This window comes from Streptomyces sp. NRRL F-5126 (assembly GCF_000721265.1).
Classification (GTDB): domain Bacteria; phylum Actinomycetota; class Actinomycetes; order Streptomycetales; family Streptomycetaceae; genus Streptomyces.
In genome coordinates this window covers 17,662-31,986 of record NZ_JOFZ01000014.1, presented here as the reverse complement: position 1 = coordinate 31,986, position 14,325 = coordinate 17,662, and the positions used below count along the sequence as shown (strand labels likewise).

At 71.0% G+C, this 14,325-nt stretch carries 16 protein-coding genes; 10 read left to right on the top strand and 6 right to left on the bottom strand.

Annotated elements, in window-relative coordinates; translation table 11 throughout:
* Positions 1–98 precede the first annotated feature (98 nt).
* The gene (gene metE, locus IH48_RS0129075) at positions 99–2,411 is read left to right on the top strand and encodes a 5-methyltetrahydropteroyltriglutamate--homocysteine S-methyltransferase (protein WP_030911111.1); all 2,313 of its coding nucleotides are present in this window, start codon (positions 99–101) and stop codon (positions 2,409–2,411) included.
* An 85-nt stretch (positions 2,412–2,496) separates the two neighbouring features.
* On the opposite strand, the gene IH48_RS0129070 is transcribed toward metE, so the two are convergent.
* On the bottom strand, positions 2,497–3,708 hold the full coding sequence (locus IH48_RS0129070; RefSeq protein WP_030911109.1) for an erythromycin esterase family protein: 1,212 nt from the start codon (positions 3,706–3,708) through the stop codon (positions 2,497–2,499).
* A gap of 59 nt (positions 3,709–3,767) precedes the next feature.
* On the opposite strand from IH48_RS0129070, the gene IH48_RS0129065 reads away from it, so the two are divergent.
* Positions 3,768–4,487, top strand: coding sequence for a TioE family transcriptional regulator (locus IH48_RS0129065; protein ID WP_030911107.1), 720 nt, complete (start codon positions 3,768–3,770; stop codon positions 4,485–4,487).
* A 63-nt stretch (positions 4,488–4,550) separates the two neighbouring features.
* Here IH48_RS0129065 and IH48_RS0129060 read toward each other — a convergent pair whose 3' ends face one another.
* Positions 4,551–5,102: an ATP-binding protein gene (locus tag IH48_RS0129060; RefSeq protein WP_078850122.1), complete on the bottom strand. Its 552-nt coding sequence runs from the start codon at positions 5,100–5,102 to the stop codon at positions 4,551–4,553.
* Positions 5,099–5,416 carry a recombinase family protein gene (locus IH48_RS0129055; RefSeq protein WP_030911102.1) on the bottom strand — a complete coding sequence of 106 codons (318 nt, stop codon included), beginning with the start codon at positions 5,414–5,416 and terminating at the stop codon, positions 5,099–5,101. The genes IH48_RS0129060 and IH48_RS0129055 overlap by 4 nt, the downstream gene beginning before the upstream one ends.
* Positions 5,417–5,608: 192 nt before the next feature.
* On the opposite strand from IH48_RS0129055, the gene IH48_RS0129050 reads away from it, so the two are divergent.
* The 4 genes from IH48_RS0129050 (at position 5,609) to IH48_RS0129035 (ending at position 7,697) form a co-directional block, all read left to right on the top strand.
* Positions 5,609–6,469 (top strand): helix-turn-helix domain-containing protein, encoded by an 861-nt coding sequence (locus IH48_RS0129050; protein ID WP_030911099.1) that lies wholly within the window; start codon positions 5,609–5,611, stop codon positions 6,467–6,469.
* A 3-nt stretch (positions 6,470–6,472) separates the two neighbouring features.
* Positions 6,473–6,688 carry a DUF397 domain-containing protein gene (locus tag IH48_RS0129045; RefSeq protein WP_030911096.1) on the top strand — a complete coding sequence of 72 codons (216 nt, stop codon included), beginning with the start codon at positions 6,473–6,475 and terminating at the stop codon, positions 6,686–6,688.
* Positions 6,689–7,065: 377 nt separating this feature from the next.
* The gene (locus IH48_RS36400) at positions 7,066–7,329 is read left to right on the top strand and encodes a hypothetical protein (RefSeq protein ID WP_158710367.1); all 264 of its coding nucleotides are present in this window, start codon (positions 7,066–7,068) and stop codon (positions 7,327–7,329) included.
* The gene (locus IH48_RS0129035; protein WP_051840815.1) at positions 7,326–7,697 is read left to right on the top strand and encodes a hypothetical protein; all 372 of its coding nucleotides are present in this window, start codon (positions 7,326–7,328) and stop codon (positions 7,695–7,697) included. Before IH48_RS36400 ends, IH48_RS0129035 begins: the two co-directional genes overlap by 4 nt.
* 116 nt (positions 7,698–7,813) lie before the next feature.
* Here IH48_RS0129035 and IH48_RS0129030 read toward each other — a convergent pair whose 3' ends face one another.
* Positions 7,814–8,665 carry a helix-turn-helix domain-containing protein gene (locus IH48_RS0129030; protein WP_234434418.1) on the bottom strand — a complete coding sequence of 284 codons (852 nt, stop codon included), beginning with the start codon at positions 8,663–8,665 and terminating at the stop codon, positions 7,814–7,816.
* A gap of 157 nt (positions 8,666–8,822) precedes the next feature.
* Here IH48_RS0129030 and IH48_RS0129025 point away from each other — a divergent pair, with 157 nt between their 5' ends.
* The gene (locus IH48_RS0129025) at positions 8,823–9,656 is read left to right on the top strand and encodes a nuclear transport factor 2 family protein (RefSeq protein WP_030911089.1); all 834 of its coding nucleotides are present in this window, start codon (positions 8,823–8,825) and stop codon (positions 9,654–9,656) included.
* 71 nt (positions 9,657–9,727) lie between these two features.
* Here the strand turns inward: IH48_RS0129025 and IH48_RS0129020 are convergent, their stop codons facing one another.
* Entirely contained in the window at positions 9,728–10,633 is a 906-nt protein-coding gene (locus IH48_RS0129020) for a LysR family transcriptional regulator (RefSeq protein ID WP_030911085.1), read from the bottom strand.
* 112 nt (positions 10,634–10,745) lie between these two features.
* Between IH48_RS0129020 and IH48_RS0129015 the strand changes: the two genes are divergently transcribed.
* The 3 genes from IH48_RS0129015 to IH48_RS0129005 all read left to right on the top strand — a co-directional run bounded on the left by IH48_RS0129015 (position 10,746) and on the right by IH48_RS0129005 (position 13,156).
* Positions 10,746–11,111 (top strand): YybH family protein, encoded by a 366-nt coding sequence (locus IH48_RS0129015; protein WP_030911082.1) that lies wholly within the window; start codon positions 10,746–10,748, stop codon positions 11,109–11,111.
* A gap of 152 nt (positions 11,112–11,263) precedes the next feature.
* A complete protein-coding gene (locus IH48_RS34585; RefSeq protein ID WP_051840810.1) occupies positions 11,264–12,199 on the top strand; it encodes a hypothetical protein in 936 nt (311 codons plus the stop codon).
* A gap of 6 nt (positions 12,200–12,205) precedes the next feature.
* Positions 12,206–13,156: a DUF4231 domain-containing protein gene (locus IH48_RS0129005; protein ID WP_051840808.1), complete on the top strand. Its 951-nt coding sequence runs from the start codon at positions 12,206–12,208 to the stop codon at positions 13,154–13,156.
* Between the two features lie 61 nt (positions 13,157–13,217).
* Here IH48_RS0129005 and IH48_RS0129000 read toward each other — a convergent pair whose 3' ends face one another.
* On the bottom strand, positions 13,218–13,925 hold the full coding sequence (locus IH48_RS0129000) for a DUF4232 domain-containing protein (protein WP_030911073.1): 708 nt from the start codon (positions 13,923–13,925) through the stop codon (positions 13,218–13,220).
* Positions 13,926–14,325: the final 400 nt, after the last annotated feature.

The window sequence follows — 14,325 nt, the reverse complement described above, 5'->3', positions numbered from 1 at the left end:
ACGGCGCGAGGGTCGCGCGGTGTGCCTCCGGCAGATCCTTCCTTCACGTCGCACGGCGCCGCCGGGTCGCACGAGAGCGACTCGCGAAGGAGAGTTCTGTGACAGCGAAGCCCCCCGCCGTACGGGCGACCGTCCACGGCTACCCGCGCCAGGGCCCCGGCCGGGAACTGAAGAAGGCCGTGGAGGGGTACTGGAAGGGCCGAATCGGCGCCGACGAGCTGCGCCGGATCGGGCGCGACCTGCGCCTTGCCACCTGGCGTCAGTTGGCCGAGGCGGGCCTGACCGAGGTGCCGACCGGCGGCTTCTCGTACTACGACCACGTGCTCGACACCAGCCTGATGGTCGGTGCCGTCCCCGAGCGCCACAGGCGCGCCGTCGACACCGACCGCCTCGACGGCATGTTCGCCATGGCACGCGGCACGCAGGAGGCCGCGCCGCTGGAGATGACGAAGTGGTTCGACACCAACTACCACTACCTGGTGCCCGAACTGTCCCCTGACACGGTCTTCACCGCCGACTCCTCCCAGCAGACGGGAGAGATCCGGGAGGCCCTCGACCTGGGCCTGGCCGCTCGGCCCGTACTCGTCGGCCCCGTCACGTACCTGCTGCTGGCCAAGGCCGCGCCGGGCGCCCCGGCAGGATTCGAGCCCCTCACGCTGCTGGATCGGCTCCTGCCGGTCTACGCGCAGATCCTCGCCGACCTGCGGGCGGCAGGCGCCGGGTGGGTGCAACTCGACGAGCCCGCGCTCGTGCAGGACCGCACCCGCGCGGAACTGGACGCCGCGGCCCGTGCCTACCGCGACCTGGGCTCACTCGCCGACCGGCCGAAGCTCCTGGTCGCCTCCTACTTCGACCGTCTCGGTGAGGCACTGCCCGTGCTGGCCGCCACACCCGTCGAGGGCCTCGCCCTCGACTTCACGGGCCCGGCCGCCCGCAACCTCGACGATCTGGCGTCGATCGGCGGCCTCCCCGGCAAGACCCTGGTCGCGGGCGTGGTCGACGGACGCAACATCTGGATCAACAACCTGGAGAAGTCCCTCGCCACCCTCGCAACCCTGCTCGGCCTGGCCGACCGGGTGGACGTCGCGACATCCTGCTCGCTCCTCCACGTGCCGCTCGACGTGACACTGGAGCACGACATCGACCCGCGGATCGTCCGCTGGCTCGCCTTCGCACGGCAGAAGACCACCGAGGTCGTCACCCTCGCCCGCGGCATCACCGAGGGCACCACCGCCATCGCGGACCAACTGAGCGCGAACCGCGCCGACCTGGCCTCGCGCGCCGCCTCCGCCCTCACCCGCGACCCGGCCGTACGCGCCCGCGCCGCCGCGGTCACCGACGCGGACTCCCGCCGGTCCCGTACCTACGGCGAACGCGGCGCCGCGCAGCGGGCCCGGCTGGGGCTGCCGCCGTTGCCGACCACCACCGTCGGCTCCTTCCCGCAGACCGACGACCTGCGCGCCGCCCGTGCCGCCCTGCGCACGGGCCGGCTCGACACCGCCGGATACGAGGAGCACATCAAGTCCGCCATCGGCGAGGTGATCTCCTTCCAGGAGAAGGCCGGCCTCGACGTGCTGGTGCACGGCGAGCCCGAACGCAACGACATGGTGCAGTACTTCGCCGAGCAGCTGACCGGGTACGTCGCCACCCGCCACGGCTGGGTGCAGTCGTACGGCACGCGCTACGTGCGCCCGCCGATCCTGGCCGGGGACATCTCCCGCCCTGAGCCCATGACGGTCCGCTGGACCACCTACGCCCAGTCACTCACCGGCAAGCCCGTCAAGGGCATGCTCACGGGCCCGGTGACGATGCTGGCCTGGTCCTTCGTCCGCGACGACCAGCCGCTCGCCGACACCGCGCGGCAGGTCGCCATGGCCCTGCGCGACGAGGTGCTCGACCTGGAGACGGCGGGCACCGCCGTGATCCAGGTCGACGAGCCCGCCCTGCGTGAGACCCTGCCGCTGCGGGCCGCGGGGCGGCCCGACTACCTGGCCTGGGCCACCGAGGCGTTCCGGCTCACCACGGGCGGTGTGCGGCCCGACACCCAGATCCACACCCACATGTGCTACGCCGAGTTCGGCGACATCATCCAGGCCATCGACGACCTCGACGCCGACGTCATCAGCCTGGAGGCCGCCCGCTCCCACATGCAGGTCGCCCATGAGCTCGCCGGGCACGGCTATCCCCGCGAGGCGGGACCGGGCGTCTACGACATCCACTCGCCGCGCGTGCCGTCCACGGACGAGGTGATCGCCCTGCTGCGCAAGGGACTTCGGGCGATTCCGGACGACCGGCTCTGGGTCAACCCCGACTGCGGGCTGAAGACGCGGGGCTGGGCCGAGACGCGGGCATCCCTGGACAACCTGATCGCGGGTGCGCGGAGTGTGCGGGAGGAACTGCTCCGAGGCTGAGCGGGAGGGCCGGGAACGGGCCGCACCCCTGACGAGGCGCACCCCGTGGGGCGCATCCCCGTTCCCGGCCCGCCTGGTCGGACCGCTAGCGCCGCGAGACGTCCTTGACGAACACGAGCCCGTCGCTCGCGGTCAGGTGGGCCGGGTCGAGCGGGGCGTAGCCGAACCAGGGCGACTCGCGAGGCTCGGGCCGCATGTCGGTGATGACGGTGGCCAGTTGCCGTGCGTCGACGAGACAGCGTTCCTTCGGCAGCGCGTAGAGGAGGCCCTCGACGGTGTCCGGCGGCGGGGCGCCCACGCCCCGGTGCGGGAGCGTGCCGAGGGCCGTGGCCACGAACGCGTACCCCTCACCGAGGCGTGCGCTCACCAGCGCACCGGCGCTCCACCACTCCACCGGCCCCTCCCACATCCGCATCGAGCTCTTGGGCCGCTGGAGATGGCCGTTGTGCGCGTGGACGAGTGCCGGGCGTGCCGGGCCCCGTTCGGCGAGTGCGAGGAGGTTGGCGGCCATCATGGAGTCCCGCACGCCGAGCAGTCGCGCCATGCGGGCGGGTGAGGCCTCGGCCATCCAGTGGTGGTAGCGCAGCAGGCCTGTGGCGGTGCGCCCGTACAGGCGGGCGCGGTCCCGGTCGTCCCGTGACGTCCGCGCGATCAGGTGCGGCGCCTGCTCGTCGAGTACCGCCACCAGGTCGTCGGCGATCAGCCGCAGCCGGGCGGCCTCGGCCGACTGCCCCACGGACCTGGCCGGGTCCGTCATCGCCGCGGAGTCGACCCACGGGTCGTCGGCGCCGAGCAGGCCGTCGAGGGTTTCGGCGGTACAGGGGAGCAGGTGCCGGTCCGCATGGGCCGAGAGGTAGCGGTGCAGTGCGGTGAGTGCCTGACGGGGGCTCGCGGCGCCGGTGATCTCCAGCGGGCCGTCGATCCCGGCGAAGCGCAGCCGGTCCTGTGCGGCCCGGCCGTCATTGAACGTGCGCATCCAGCCCACGAGTTCGCGGTTGGCGGCGGAGGCGCCGAAGCCGTGGCCGAAACCGTGCGCCATGACGTCGTCGAGGGTGCCCGCGCCCCCGGTGACGTAGTCGTCCACGACCAGCCCCCGCATGCAGTCGCTCTCGATCGCGATCGTCCGGTAGCCCTCCTGCTTGACGAGCTGCCGGAACAGCTCGTTGCGCAGGTCGAGCAGAGCGTCCTCACCGTGGGTGGGCTCGCCCAGGGCGAGCAACTCCGGCCGGCGAGGGAGCAGCCGCATGACGGCCGATGCGTCGACGGCATGGAGGGCGTCCTCGATGTCAGTAGCCATGGATTCAACCGTATCGTTGAACTTTCAATGGAGACTTCGACGCGGTACTGTCCGGATTCGTGGCACAAAAGCTTCAAAGCGGTGAGCGTCTCAGGCCGGTCGATCTGGCGCGCGGGCACGGTCTGTCCACGCAGGCGGTCAGGAACTACGAGGAGGCCGGCATCCTCCCGGCCGCCGACCGCACGGCCCACGGCTACCGGACCTACACGCCCCTGCACGCGGCAGCCCTGCGCGCGTTCCTCGCCCTGCTGCCGGGCCACGGCCACCGGACGGCGGCGTCGATCATGCGGGCCGTGAACGAGAGCATGCCGGACGAGGCGTTCCGCCTCATCGACGAGAGCCACGCCCAGCTCCTCGACGACCGCAGGACGCTCCGGGCCGTGGAGAGGGCCCTACGCGACCTGAATCTGGCCGAGGCGCGCGTGCCCGGCGCGGGCGAGATGTTCATCGGCCCGCTGGCGGAACGCCTCGGCCTCCGTCCCGCGACCCTGCGCAAGTGGGAGAGCGCAGGCCTGGTGAGCCCGAGCCGGGACCCGAAGACCGGATACCGCGTCTACGCCGAGGCCGATGTACGGGACGCCCGCCTGGCCCACCAGCTCAGGCGCGGCGGCTACCTGCTGGAGCAGATCGCCCCACTGATCGCCCAGGTGCGGGCCGCCGGCGGCCTCGAACCGCTGGAGGCCACGCTCTCCGCCTGGCGCAACCGGCTGTCCGCCCGCGGGCGGGCGATGCTGACGGGTGCCGCCGAGCTGGAGGCGTACCTCCGCCGGCGTGGCTGAGGCCTCCGTCCCCCTCACGGCGCCTGCGCGCGACCTGAAGGGTTTGTCGCACTACTGGTGCTGTCAGCACGGCGTGTGCGCACGTCTCAGGCTGCCCAGTACGCGGCGGAGCACGGCCGCGCCGGGTCCGCTCGGGGGTGCTCCACTCGCCACGCCGAGGTCTGGTCCGGGCAACGGGTCGAATGCGGGCGGGAGTTCGGCCCAGACGACCTTGCCGGGACCGTCCATGCGCCGGGTGCCCCACCGGTGGCTCAGCGCCTCCACGAGGAAGAGGCCCCGGCCGCTCTCCGCCTCGTCGCTCTGGTCGGGGACGCCGGGGTCGCCGTCCCCCGCGTCCCACACCTCGACGCACAGGCTGCCGGCGCCGAGCAGCCGCAGCCGCACCTCGACCGACGGGCCGGTCATGACGTCGACGGCTTTGGTGTGTGTCACGGCATTCGCCACCAGCTCCGAGACGATCAGTTCAGTGTCGCCTCGCTGATCGGGAAGGCTCCAGGCGGTCAGCGTCTGGCGGACGAACTCGCGTGCGAGGGCAGCCGCTTCGAGCACCGCCGGAAGCCGAACCCCCGCGACGCGGCACACCACGTGCGCTGTGGCGGGGTGTCGGCCCCTCATCGGCGCGCTCCCACGCTGTACACCTCGGCACCCGTGGCCCACAGGAGGTGGTCGACGATGTGGGCCTGGAGCACGAGGCTCGTCCCGAGGTGCTGAAAGGAGGGTACGAGCACCGACCGCGTTCCGGTACGCCGTAACGAGACGACGAGTTCGTCCAGAGCCGCGAGGCTGCCCGCTGTGGTCTCCTCGTGGATCTCCACCAACTCCCACCCACGCTCGACGGCGCACGCGCGCATCCGCTCCTGGTCGGCCTCGATCTCGTCGTCCGGTGTGCCGGGATATGCCCGCATGTAGCCGTGGACAGGCTCCGTCATGGTTTTCTCCTCGCGCGGCGGCACTTGACCGGAGTGTGGTGACGCCGTCACGCACCGCTGTGATGGACACATGATGCAGCGTGGTTCAGTGAAAGTGTCAAGTCAACACTTTCATGGAAAGTACTATTACTTGCCTGCGTGGTGATGCCACGTCACACTGGTTGCTCCTGAAGGGCCGAGGGAGGACCCGCCATGCCGCTCAACACCAACCCGACGATCCGTCAACGCCGGCTCGCCCGCCGCCTGCGCGAGCTGCGTACCACCGCCGGGATGACGCATGCGGACGCCTCCGTGGTGCTGGACTCGGACAAGTCCAAGGTGGGCCGGATCGAGAACGCCCAGTCCGGCGTCCGCCTCCCGGACCTCCGTGCGTTGATGGACCTGTACGGGGTCACCGACCCGGACGAGCGTGCCGAGATCGAGAAGCTGTCCCGGGAGTCGAAGCAGAAGGGCTGGTGGTCGCGGTACGCGAACGCCGTCGACGGCGCCTACGCCGCGTACGCCGCCGTCGAGTCCGACGCGAGCGAGCTGTACAACGTCGAGACGAACCTCGTCCCCGGGCTGCTCCAGACGCCGGAGTACACCCGGGCAGTGATCGGGCTCCAGGTCCCCGACGCCACGTCGGAACATGTGGAGACACAGGTCACGGTGCGCGGCGAGCGCCGTCAGGTCCTCACGAAGGAACACCCGCTCCAGCTCTGGGTGATCGTCTCGGAGAGTGTGCTGTACCACCGGGTCGGTACGCGGGCCGTGATGAAGGCCCAGCTGGAGGCACTGCTGGCGGACAGTCGCAGGTCCAACGTCCAACTCCAGGTGCTGCCGCGGGAGGACCCGATGAACGCGTGTCTCTTCGGCCCGTTCGTCGTGATGGGCTTCCCCGCGGCGTCCGAAACCGACATTGCCTATAGCGAATCTCCGACAAGCACGCTGTACTACGAGGAGCCGGCCGAGGTCGAGGTGTACACGACGCTCTTCCGCCGCCTCAACATGGCCGCTGCTAACGTCAGGGCATCGCGGGCGTTGATCACGGACGCCGCAAAACAGATGGGTTAGATCATGCAGTCGAACACCAAGCCCGTTCCGGCGGCTGGGCCGGCGTGGGTGAAGTCGTCGTACTCCGGCAACAACGGCAACTGCGTCGAGGTCGCCGCGCTGCCCCGGGGTGGGCGCGCCGTCCGGGACAGCAAGGACCCGCACGGCCCGGTCCTCGCGTTCGCGCCCGCCGGCTTCCACGCGTTCCTGACGGGCGTCGTGTCGCAGAGTCGACTTTGACCGAGGAGGAGAGGCAGGGGCGGGCCGAGCGGTCCCGCGCCTGCCTGGCCGAGCATTTCGGCGTCCAGGTCACCGATGAGGACAGCGCGGCGATGGGCGCGCCTTCCTGAAGCGCCGACCCCGGTGGCGCTTCCTCCGAACGGGCAGGTGAGTTCGCGCGCCGATCCAGGGCCCCCGGCCAGGGCCGAGGCCGCCGCCCTCGCCGCTCTGCATGCCGACGAACCGCCCCTGCCTGCCCTTCGGCGATGACGCGGTCGACGCGATCGCTCACCACGTGGACCGCGCGCGTACCGAGCTTCGCTCCTGGGAAGCGCTCATTGGCTCCACGATTTCGAGGCGTGGACGCCAACCGAGGTATTCATCGGTATTCTGGTTTCATGGCCGACACCACGATCAAGATCGATGAGGGTATAAGAGATCGCCTTCGTACGCTGGCCGAGGAGCGAGGCCTCAGTACTCGCGCGTACGTGGAACGAGTTGTCGCGGCAACTCCCACCGAAGGCGAACGGGCCGAGCGCACGGCACGGGCGATCGCGTACGTCCGCGCGAACCTGCGGCCCGAGCTGACCGACGCGGACGTACGTGAGGCTCAGGCCTGGCGAGACGAAATAGCCGCCGGTCGCCTGGGAGGACGTCGGTGATCGTCCTGGATCACACGGCGGTGATCGCCCTGTGCAAGGGACACCGCCTGCTGTCCGGACTGGCCGTGGTCGAGGTCGACGACCCGCTTCGGCGCGTGCATGTCCCCGCGTTGTGCCTGATCGCGGCAAGCGTGGAGCTTCCAGGTGCGGCCGCACACACGGGGGCGCTTCCCGGCCTGGAGTTCCTGCCCCTCGATTTCGCCGGCGCGGCCGCCGTCGAACAGGCAACGGTGGCGGGCGTCGACTGGCGGCACGCCCACGCGGTCTACGCCTCGGCTGCCGACCAGGGCGGGGGGCAGGTACTCACCGCGATCCCGGAGGCGTACGACGGCACGGGGGTCTGGGCGGTGGACATCGGCAGGCCGTGAGATCGAGTCCCGAGGCCGGCTCCTGCTGCTTCGGCACCGGATCGGTGAACAAAGCGCGTTGCCGGCCGCACTGCCGAACGCCGCAGCAGGGGGTGTGTCAGTCTATGGACGCCCCCTCAGCTGCCGCCCGCCGGCCGGGCAGTGGCGCGGAAAGCGGTGGGTGACTGTCCGGTGTGGACGATGAAGAAGGCGGAGAAGTTCGACGGGTCGCGGAAACCAAGGCGGCGGGCGAGGCGGGCGACGGGCTGGTCGGTATGCGCGAGCAGCCGGCGGGTTTCGAGGACGAGCCGGCGGTTGATGGCCTGCTTCGGTGACTCCCCGGTGGCGGCCTGGGTGGCCCGGTTGAGCGTGCGGGCGGAGTAGCCGAGCCGCTGGGCGTAGTGCTCGACATCATGGGCCGTGGCGAAGTCCCGCTCCAGGAGGTCCCGGAACCGCGCGTCGAGTCCGATGGGATCGGGCCGCCTGGGGTCCGGAGCGTGCCGGGCCAGTTCCAGGATGAGCAGGGACAGCAGGTGGCGCAGTGTCTCGGTCTGCACGACCGTGGGCCGCCCGGAGCCGGCCGCCCGGGTGTATTCACGCCGGAGCGCGCGCCGGGCCGGCTCGAACGGACCGGTGGCTTCGACCGGGCCGCCGTGGTCGCCGGCGAGGCTCGCCGCGTGCGTGCCGGGGATCAGGAAGTCCGGCTGGAACAACACCAGGTCGCCGGTGGCCTGCTCGCCGAACTCCTGGACCCGGCCGGGCCGCACCCACAGCATCGACCCCGTGGCCAGGTGGTGTTTCTCGAAGTCGACGGTGTGCGTCGTGGAGCCGCTGGTCACCAACACCAGGAGGTGGAAGGCGGGGCGCTGTGGCGAGCTGAGGTAGCCCGGAGGTGCCATCGCCCACAGCTGCGCGATGGTCATCACCTCGATACCGAACGGTGTCGGCGCCTGGAACGGCACCCGGCGGATCGCCTGTCTTGTTTTCACCAGACAACGTCCCTTCTCCACCAGCGCTGATCCCTACTCTGATCACTGTATTCAGCGATCGTACGAGGAGGCGCCACAGGTATGACTGAGCTGCGAATGACCGATTCTCGCATCACCACCGGAACAGCGACGCCGTATGTCGAGCAGGTCGGCTGACATGGCACTGGTCAAGATCACCACGAGCGAAGCCGCGTTCGACGGTCACGACCCGGCGCGGATCGCCGCCGTGCTCGGTGGGCTGACCTGTGCCGCCGAGGGATTCGGGGACAGCGCCATCGCACCCGAACTGACCTGGGTGCTGTTCGAGCAGCTGCCCGCGACCGCGTTCCTCAAGGCGACCGGCCTCCCGCGGAAGCCGCACTACTACGTGGAGGTCAGCACACTGCGTGGTGCTCTCACCGAGGACGCGAAGCTGGACCTGGGCGCGAGGATCACCCGGGAGCTCATGGCCGTCGAGGGCTGCGCACCGACCGACGAGAACACCCAGCGCACCTGGGTCCGCTTCATCGACATCGCCGACGGTGACCTCGTCGTCGGCGGACAGGCCACGTCTCTGGCCACGCTGCGGGCGCTGATCGCGTCGGTGGGCCAAGGAAAGGAAACACCGGTGGACCACGCGATCATCACCGACCCGGCGACCTTCGCCGGCGCGTTCGACCAGGCACTCAACGCGGGCGACCTGGACCGGCTGCACAGCCTCTACGACCCGGACGCGACCATGCGGACCTCCGATGGATCGGTGGTTCACGGGCACGAACAGGTCGGCCAGGAGCTGAAGCGACTCATCGCGGCCGACGCGCGGCTGGAGAACCGGACCCGGCACGTGTTCCGGCAGAACGACGTGGTCCTGATCGTGGTCGACTACACGCTGCACATCACCACTCCCGACGGGCAGCGAGTCGACACCCAGGGCACCGCCACCAACGTCCTTCGGCACACCTCAGGGCTCGGCTGGCGCATGATCATCGCCAACCCGCCGGGCATCGCCTGACCGAACGCACCCGGTCACCGCACCAGTACCAGCTGACCAGGCGGTTGACCAACCGCCGGCGATTCCTGACCTCAACGATTGACGGGCGCCGTCGGGCCGGGTGCGGCGAAGGCCCGGCGGCTGTGCGCGAGCAGGGCCCGCGCGGCTGGGCTGTGCGTGTGCTTCCAGATCAGGGCGAGCAGCGCGGGCGTAGTGACGTCCTCGATGGTGTGCGCGGTGAGCCGGTCGCTGTAGCGCGCGGCCATCGACTCGCTGAGAACGGCGACGCCGAGCCCGCGGGCCGCGAGGTCGGCGATGGCGTCCGCGGCGCTGGCCTGCAGCGCGATCTCGGGCTTGAGGCCCTGGGCGGCGCAGGCCTGGTCGAACACCGCGCGCAGGCCGGTGCCCGGCGGCATGCACACGATCGGATGGGCCGTCAGGTCGCGCAGGGCGATGTGCCGCTGTTCCCGCAGCGGGTGCCCGGCCGGTACGGCCGCGACGAGCCGCTCGCTGATGATCGTCAGCGCGTCGAGCCCCTCGGGGGTAGTGGCCGCTGCGCCGATCAGTGCCAGGTCGACGGTGCCTTCGCGCACCCCGTCTGCGAGCCGGTCGGAGCTGTCCTCGCGCAGTGAGACCTCCACACCGGGATGCGCCTGGTGGAACGCGGCGAGGGCGTCGAAAAGCGGGGTGATGGTGCAGCCGATGACCATTCCGACCGTGAGCCGGCCTTGCAGCAGGCCGGTCACCTCGTCCACCGCCCGCCCGACGGCCCCGGCGGCGGCGAGCGCTGCGCGGGCGTGTTCGAGCGCCGCCTTCCCCGCGGCGGTGAGGGTGACGATGCGGGCCGAACGGTCGAACAGCTCGGTGCCGAGCTCGCGTTCCAGCGTGCGCATCTGCGCGCTGACCCCGGACTGGCTGATGTGCACGCGCTCGGCCGCCCGGGTGAAGTTCCGCTCCTCGGCGACAGCGATGAAGTATTCGAGCTGCCTGAGTTCCACATCATGACTGTAGCTTCTGGCATTCAGAATATCCATCTGTTGGACTACTGGTCGATGGGTGGTCATGCTGGAGAGCGTCGAAGTGCCGGAGCGCCGATGTCAGGAGGAATCCATGCCGGAGTACGAGAAGGCCATGCGGCCAGAGGACATCACCCGCCTGTTCGTCGAGCGGTCCAACGCCGGGGACGCCGCCGGGGTCGCCGCTCTCTACGAGGAGGGCGCGGTGATGGCCTACCCGCCGGGCGGTCGGACGGTGGGCCGGGAGGCGATCCGCGTGCTGTGGGAGAAGGTGCTGGCCAACCGCCCCCACTTCGAGCCGGAACAGCCGCTGCCGACGCTGGTCAGCGACGGCGTCGCCCTCACCTCGACCCCGCCGAAGGACGGGGCGGGAGCCCGCGCGCAGGTCGTCCGCCGCCAGCCCGGCGGCAGTTGGCTGCGCCTGCTCGACCAGCCCGAGTTCGTCGCGACCACCGGCTGACACCCTCTCCCCGGCTCGCGTATCCCCGAGCCCCCGCAGCTCCGCCTCCGGCCACAGGCCGGGGGCTGTTGCGCGCGCGCCTCCTCCCGCGTGAGGATCGGCGGGGGCCGCCTTCGGCTGCGCGCCGCCCTGGCGGCGGGGGAGGGGTGTGGATGGGCGACGGGCGAGACCGGGGCGACGGCGCGTCGGTGACCGTGACGGTGCCACACCAGTCCCGGCCGCTGGGCTGGGTCCTGGTGGCGATCGGGTGGCCACTGCGGTTGGTGGTGATCCTCCTGCTGCTGGCCGAACACCTCCATACGACGCTTCGGTCCGTCGGGACGATCGGCCTGGCCGTCTTCGCCGCCTCGTTCGTGCTGCCCGTCCCGCTGTACTTCCTCGCCGCATGGACGCGGCGCAGGGGCCGGCGCCATCTGACGGTGGCTCTGGTGGAAGACGAGCTGGGCGAGGGGCCGTTCGTCCTGTACCTGCGGAGCTTCTCCGACGATCCGCAGCGCGCCCGCCTCGCCCCGTCGCTGCTCGCCGCCATCGGGGGCCCGGCAAGGTCGTTGCTGAGTGACGAGGAACAACTGGCCCATTCGGTCAGGTGGTTCGGGCCCATGGTCGCGGTGGGCCGGCCGCGGGAGCGGCTCCCGTACGCCGGGGCGTCACGGGTCTACCTCCCGGACACGGGGTGGCGTGAGACCGTGGTGCGGCTCATGTCCACGACCCAGTTGCTGCTGGTGGGGCTCGGCCCGGGCGAGCAACTGCGCTGGGAACTCGAGCAGGCCGCCGTGCACGTCCCGCCGCAGCGGATCATCCTGCTCGTCCCGTACGACGAGAACGCGTACGCCGAGCTGCGTGAGGCCGTCCGCGCCCGGGGCGCTCTTCCACAACCGCTGCCGGCGGTACCCCCGCCCAAGAGGCGGCGGCGGTACCGGTACGGGATCCGCGGCGCGGTGCACTTCGACGCGGACTGGGCACCGCAGTTCGTTTCGTTCGCCACCGCGTACCCGCATCCTGGCAGACGGATCACGTACTCCTTCCTCACCCGATTCAGTGAGAAGTTCGGCGAACTGGGCCGCAGCCCACGCGGAAAGGAACATTGAGCGAGCATGTCCGAACCGACACAGACACCTGGGCCGCCGCCCCGGCCGGCACAGGGCGGCGGTGGCGCGCCGAGCACGGTCGCACTGTCCGACGCGGACCTGCCCGGCCTCTTCCACGCCGCGGACTCCGCCTCTCTGCGCGCACAGCGGCACTACCTCAGGGCGTCCTCGCTGCGACTGGCGCTCGCCCTGATCGCCGCCGTCGTCGGCGTCGTCTCCCTGCACGTGGCCGGCGTCGAGGCCGGCGCACTCGGCGTGGCGGTGGCGTTCGCGCTCGCGTTGATGGTCGAGGTGTGGCTGGCCCTGCAAAGGCCCGAGGAAGAGTGGGTGAACGGCAGGGCCGTGGCCGAGTCCGTCAAAACACTGGCGTGGCGGTTCGCCGTTGGGGCGCATCCGTTTCCGCGTACCTGCTCGGACGAGGGCGCCGAGGAGGCACTGAAACACCGCCAGAACGACCTGCTGCTGTCCGTCCCCGAGGCCACCTTGATACCTCCGGTCACCACGCAGGTGAGCGCGGGCATGCGGCGGTTGCGCTCGGAAGACCTCGCCACACGCAAGGAGGGCTACCTCTCGGCCCGGATCATGCAGCAGTACGACTGGTACGCCCGCAAAGCCCGCTGGAACGCCTCGCGCGCGCAGGCCTGGCGGATGGTGCTGGTCGCCTCTGAGGTCTGCGGAATCGCCCTGGCGCTGGCACGGGCGTACGACGCGTGGTCGTGGGACCTGTCCGGCATCGCGGCGGCGATCGTCGGCGCGGGCGCCGCGTGGCTGGGCACCAAGCAGCACCAGCCGCTGGCCCGCAACTACACGATCGCGAGCCACGAACTGCTCGCCATCCACGCCCGGCTGACACACATCGACGACGAGGAGACGTGGGCTGCGGAGGTCGCGGACGCGGAGGAGGCCATCAGCCGGGAGCACACCATGTGGCGCGCCTCGCGCGCGTCGGCCACCTGAGGCAGCGCCGGGACGGCGCCGCGCCGGGCGCCCGCGCCGACTCCCACGCCCGCGGGTCTGCTTACTTTCCGGTGCCCCAGTGGAAGCCGACCGGGTTGACCACGAGGCTGCGGATGTCCTTGGAGGCCTTGGCGGGGATGAAGGCCAGGCTGTGCAGTTCCACCGTGTCCGAGACCGTGTTGTCGGGCGGGGTGATGTCCAGCCGGGTGTACTTCTTGCCGGAGTTGTTGGGGTCCGGCATGTAGCCCAGGGTGAAGCCGGTCTCCTCGCCGGGCTTGAGCGTGACCGTGGAAGCCGTCGCCGACTCGGTGTTGCGCTCGGCGTTGGGCCCCCTGTCGCCCAGGCCGTCGGGGCCGACGAGCTGGACGCCCGGGTAGCCGTGCATGCTGCACGTGCGGGAGCCCTTGTTCGTCAGCGTGATGGCCAGCTCCTTGTCCTTGTAGCCCGGTGTGGAGGCGACGGAGAAGCCGAGGTCGTCCGTCTTGCACTTGGTGGCCGACGTCGCCGATCCCCCCTTGGCCGAGAGGTTGCTGCCGCTGCTCGACCCCTTGGCAGAGCTGGACGAGCCGGAGCCCGAGCCGGAGTCGGAGGAGTCCGAGCCCGAGCCGTTGCCGCCGGTCGAGCTTGCGGCCGCAGGCGCGCTGCCCCCGGTGGCGGACGTGCTGCTCCCGGCGGAAGCGCTCGGCTGGCCGCCGCTGTCGCACGCGGTCAGCGAGAGGCCGGCCGCGGCGACGGTGAGGGCAAGGGCTGCGATCTTCTTGGCGCTCATCGGTACTCCTGGGGGGTTGTGTCGTCTCGCCCGCTCGCGCCGGCTCGGCGGGCGTTGCTGCTCCATAGGACATCGCCCGTCGGCTCGGCCGTTGCAGGCGGCGCGACGTCAAGACGGGGCTGTGACATGCGGGTCGACCTGCCGTTACGTGAAAGCAGAGGAAGCGGGGCAGGCCGGGCGCGTCACCCGCCGACGCGGCGGGCGACCGGGACGCCCGTCACGGCCCGCGGTCCTTCAGGAGCTGCACCGCCCGTCCGTGCCATCGCGCAGGGCCTGCCCTGTCGGCCGTCTCACCGGCGCCACACCGGGGTGACCTGACCCGGGTCGCACTCGCGGTGCCTGCGGGAAGTCACGGCGAACCGCGGATGCGGCCGGGCCGGGTGACGGGATGAGACCCGCG

Coding starts and splice junctions, on each gene's coding strand:
- IH48_RS0129070 (WP_030911109.1), bottom strand. CDS start 3,708: ATGGCTACTGACATCGAGGACGCCCTCCATGCCGTCGACGCATCGGCC.
- IH48_RS0129060 (WP_078850122.1), bottom strand. CDS start 5,102: ATGAGGGGCCGACACCCCGCCACAGCGCACGTGGTGTGCCGCGTCGCG.
- IH48_RS0129055 (WP_030911102.1), bottom strand. CDS start 5,416: ATGACGGAGCCTGTCCACGGCTACATGCGGGCATATCCCGGCACACCG.
- IH48_RS0129050 (WP_030911099.1), top strand. CDS start 5,609: ATGCCGCTCAACACCAACCCGACGATCCGTCAACGCCGGCTCGCCCGC.
- IH48_RS0129045 (WP_030911096.1), top strand. CDS start 6,473: ATGCAGTCGAACACCAAGCCCGTTCCGGCGGCTGGGCCGGCGTGGGTG.
- IH48_RS36400 (WP_158710367.1), top strand. CDS start 7,066: ATGGCCGACACCACGATCAAGATCGATGAGGGTATAAGAGATCGCCTT.
- IH48_RS0129025 (WP_030911089.1), top strand. CDS start 8,823: ATGGCACTGGTCAAGATCACCACGAGCGAAGCCGCGTTCGACGGTCAC.
- IH48_RS0129015 (WP_030911082.1), top strand. CDS start 10,746: ATGCCGGAGTACGAGAAGGCCATGCGGCCAGAGGACATCACCCGCCTG.
- IH48_RS34585 (WP_051840810.1), top strand. CDS start 11,264: ATGGGCGACGGGCGAGACCGGGGCGACGGCGCGTCGGTGACCGTGACG.
- IH48_RS0129005 (WP_051840808.1), top strand. CDS start 12,206: ATGTCCGAACCGACACAGACACCTGGGCCGCCGCCCCGGCCGGCACAG.
- IH48_RS0129000 (WP_030911073.1), bottom strand. CDS start 13,925: ATGAGCGCCAAGAAGATCGCAGCCCTTGCCCTCACCGTCGCCGCGGCC.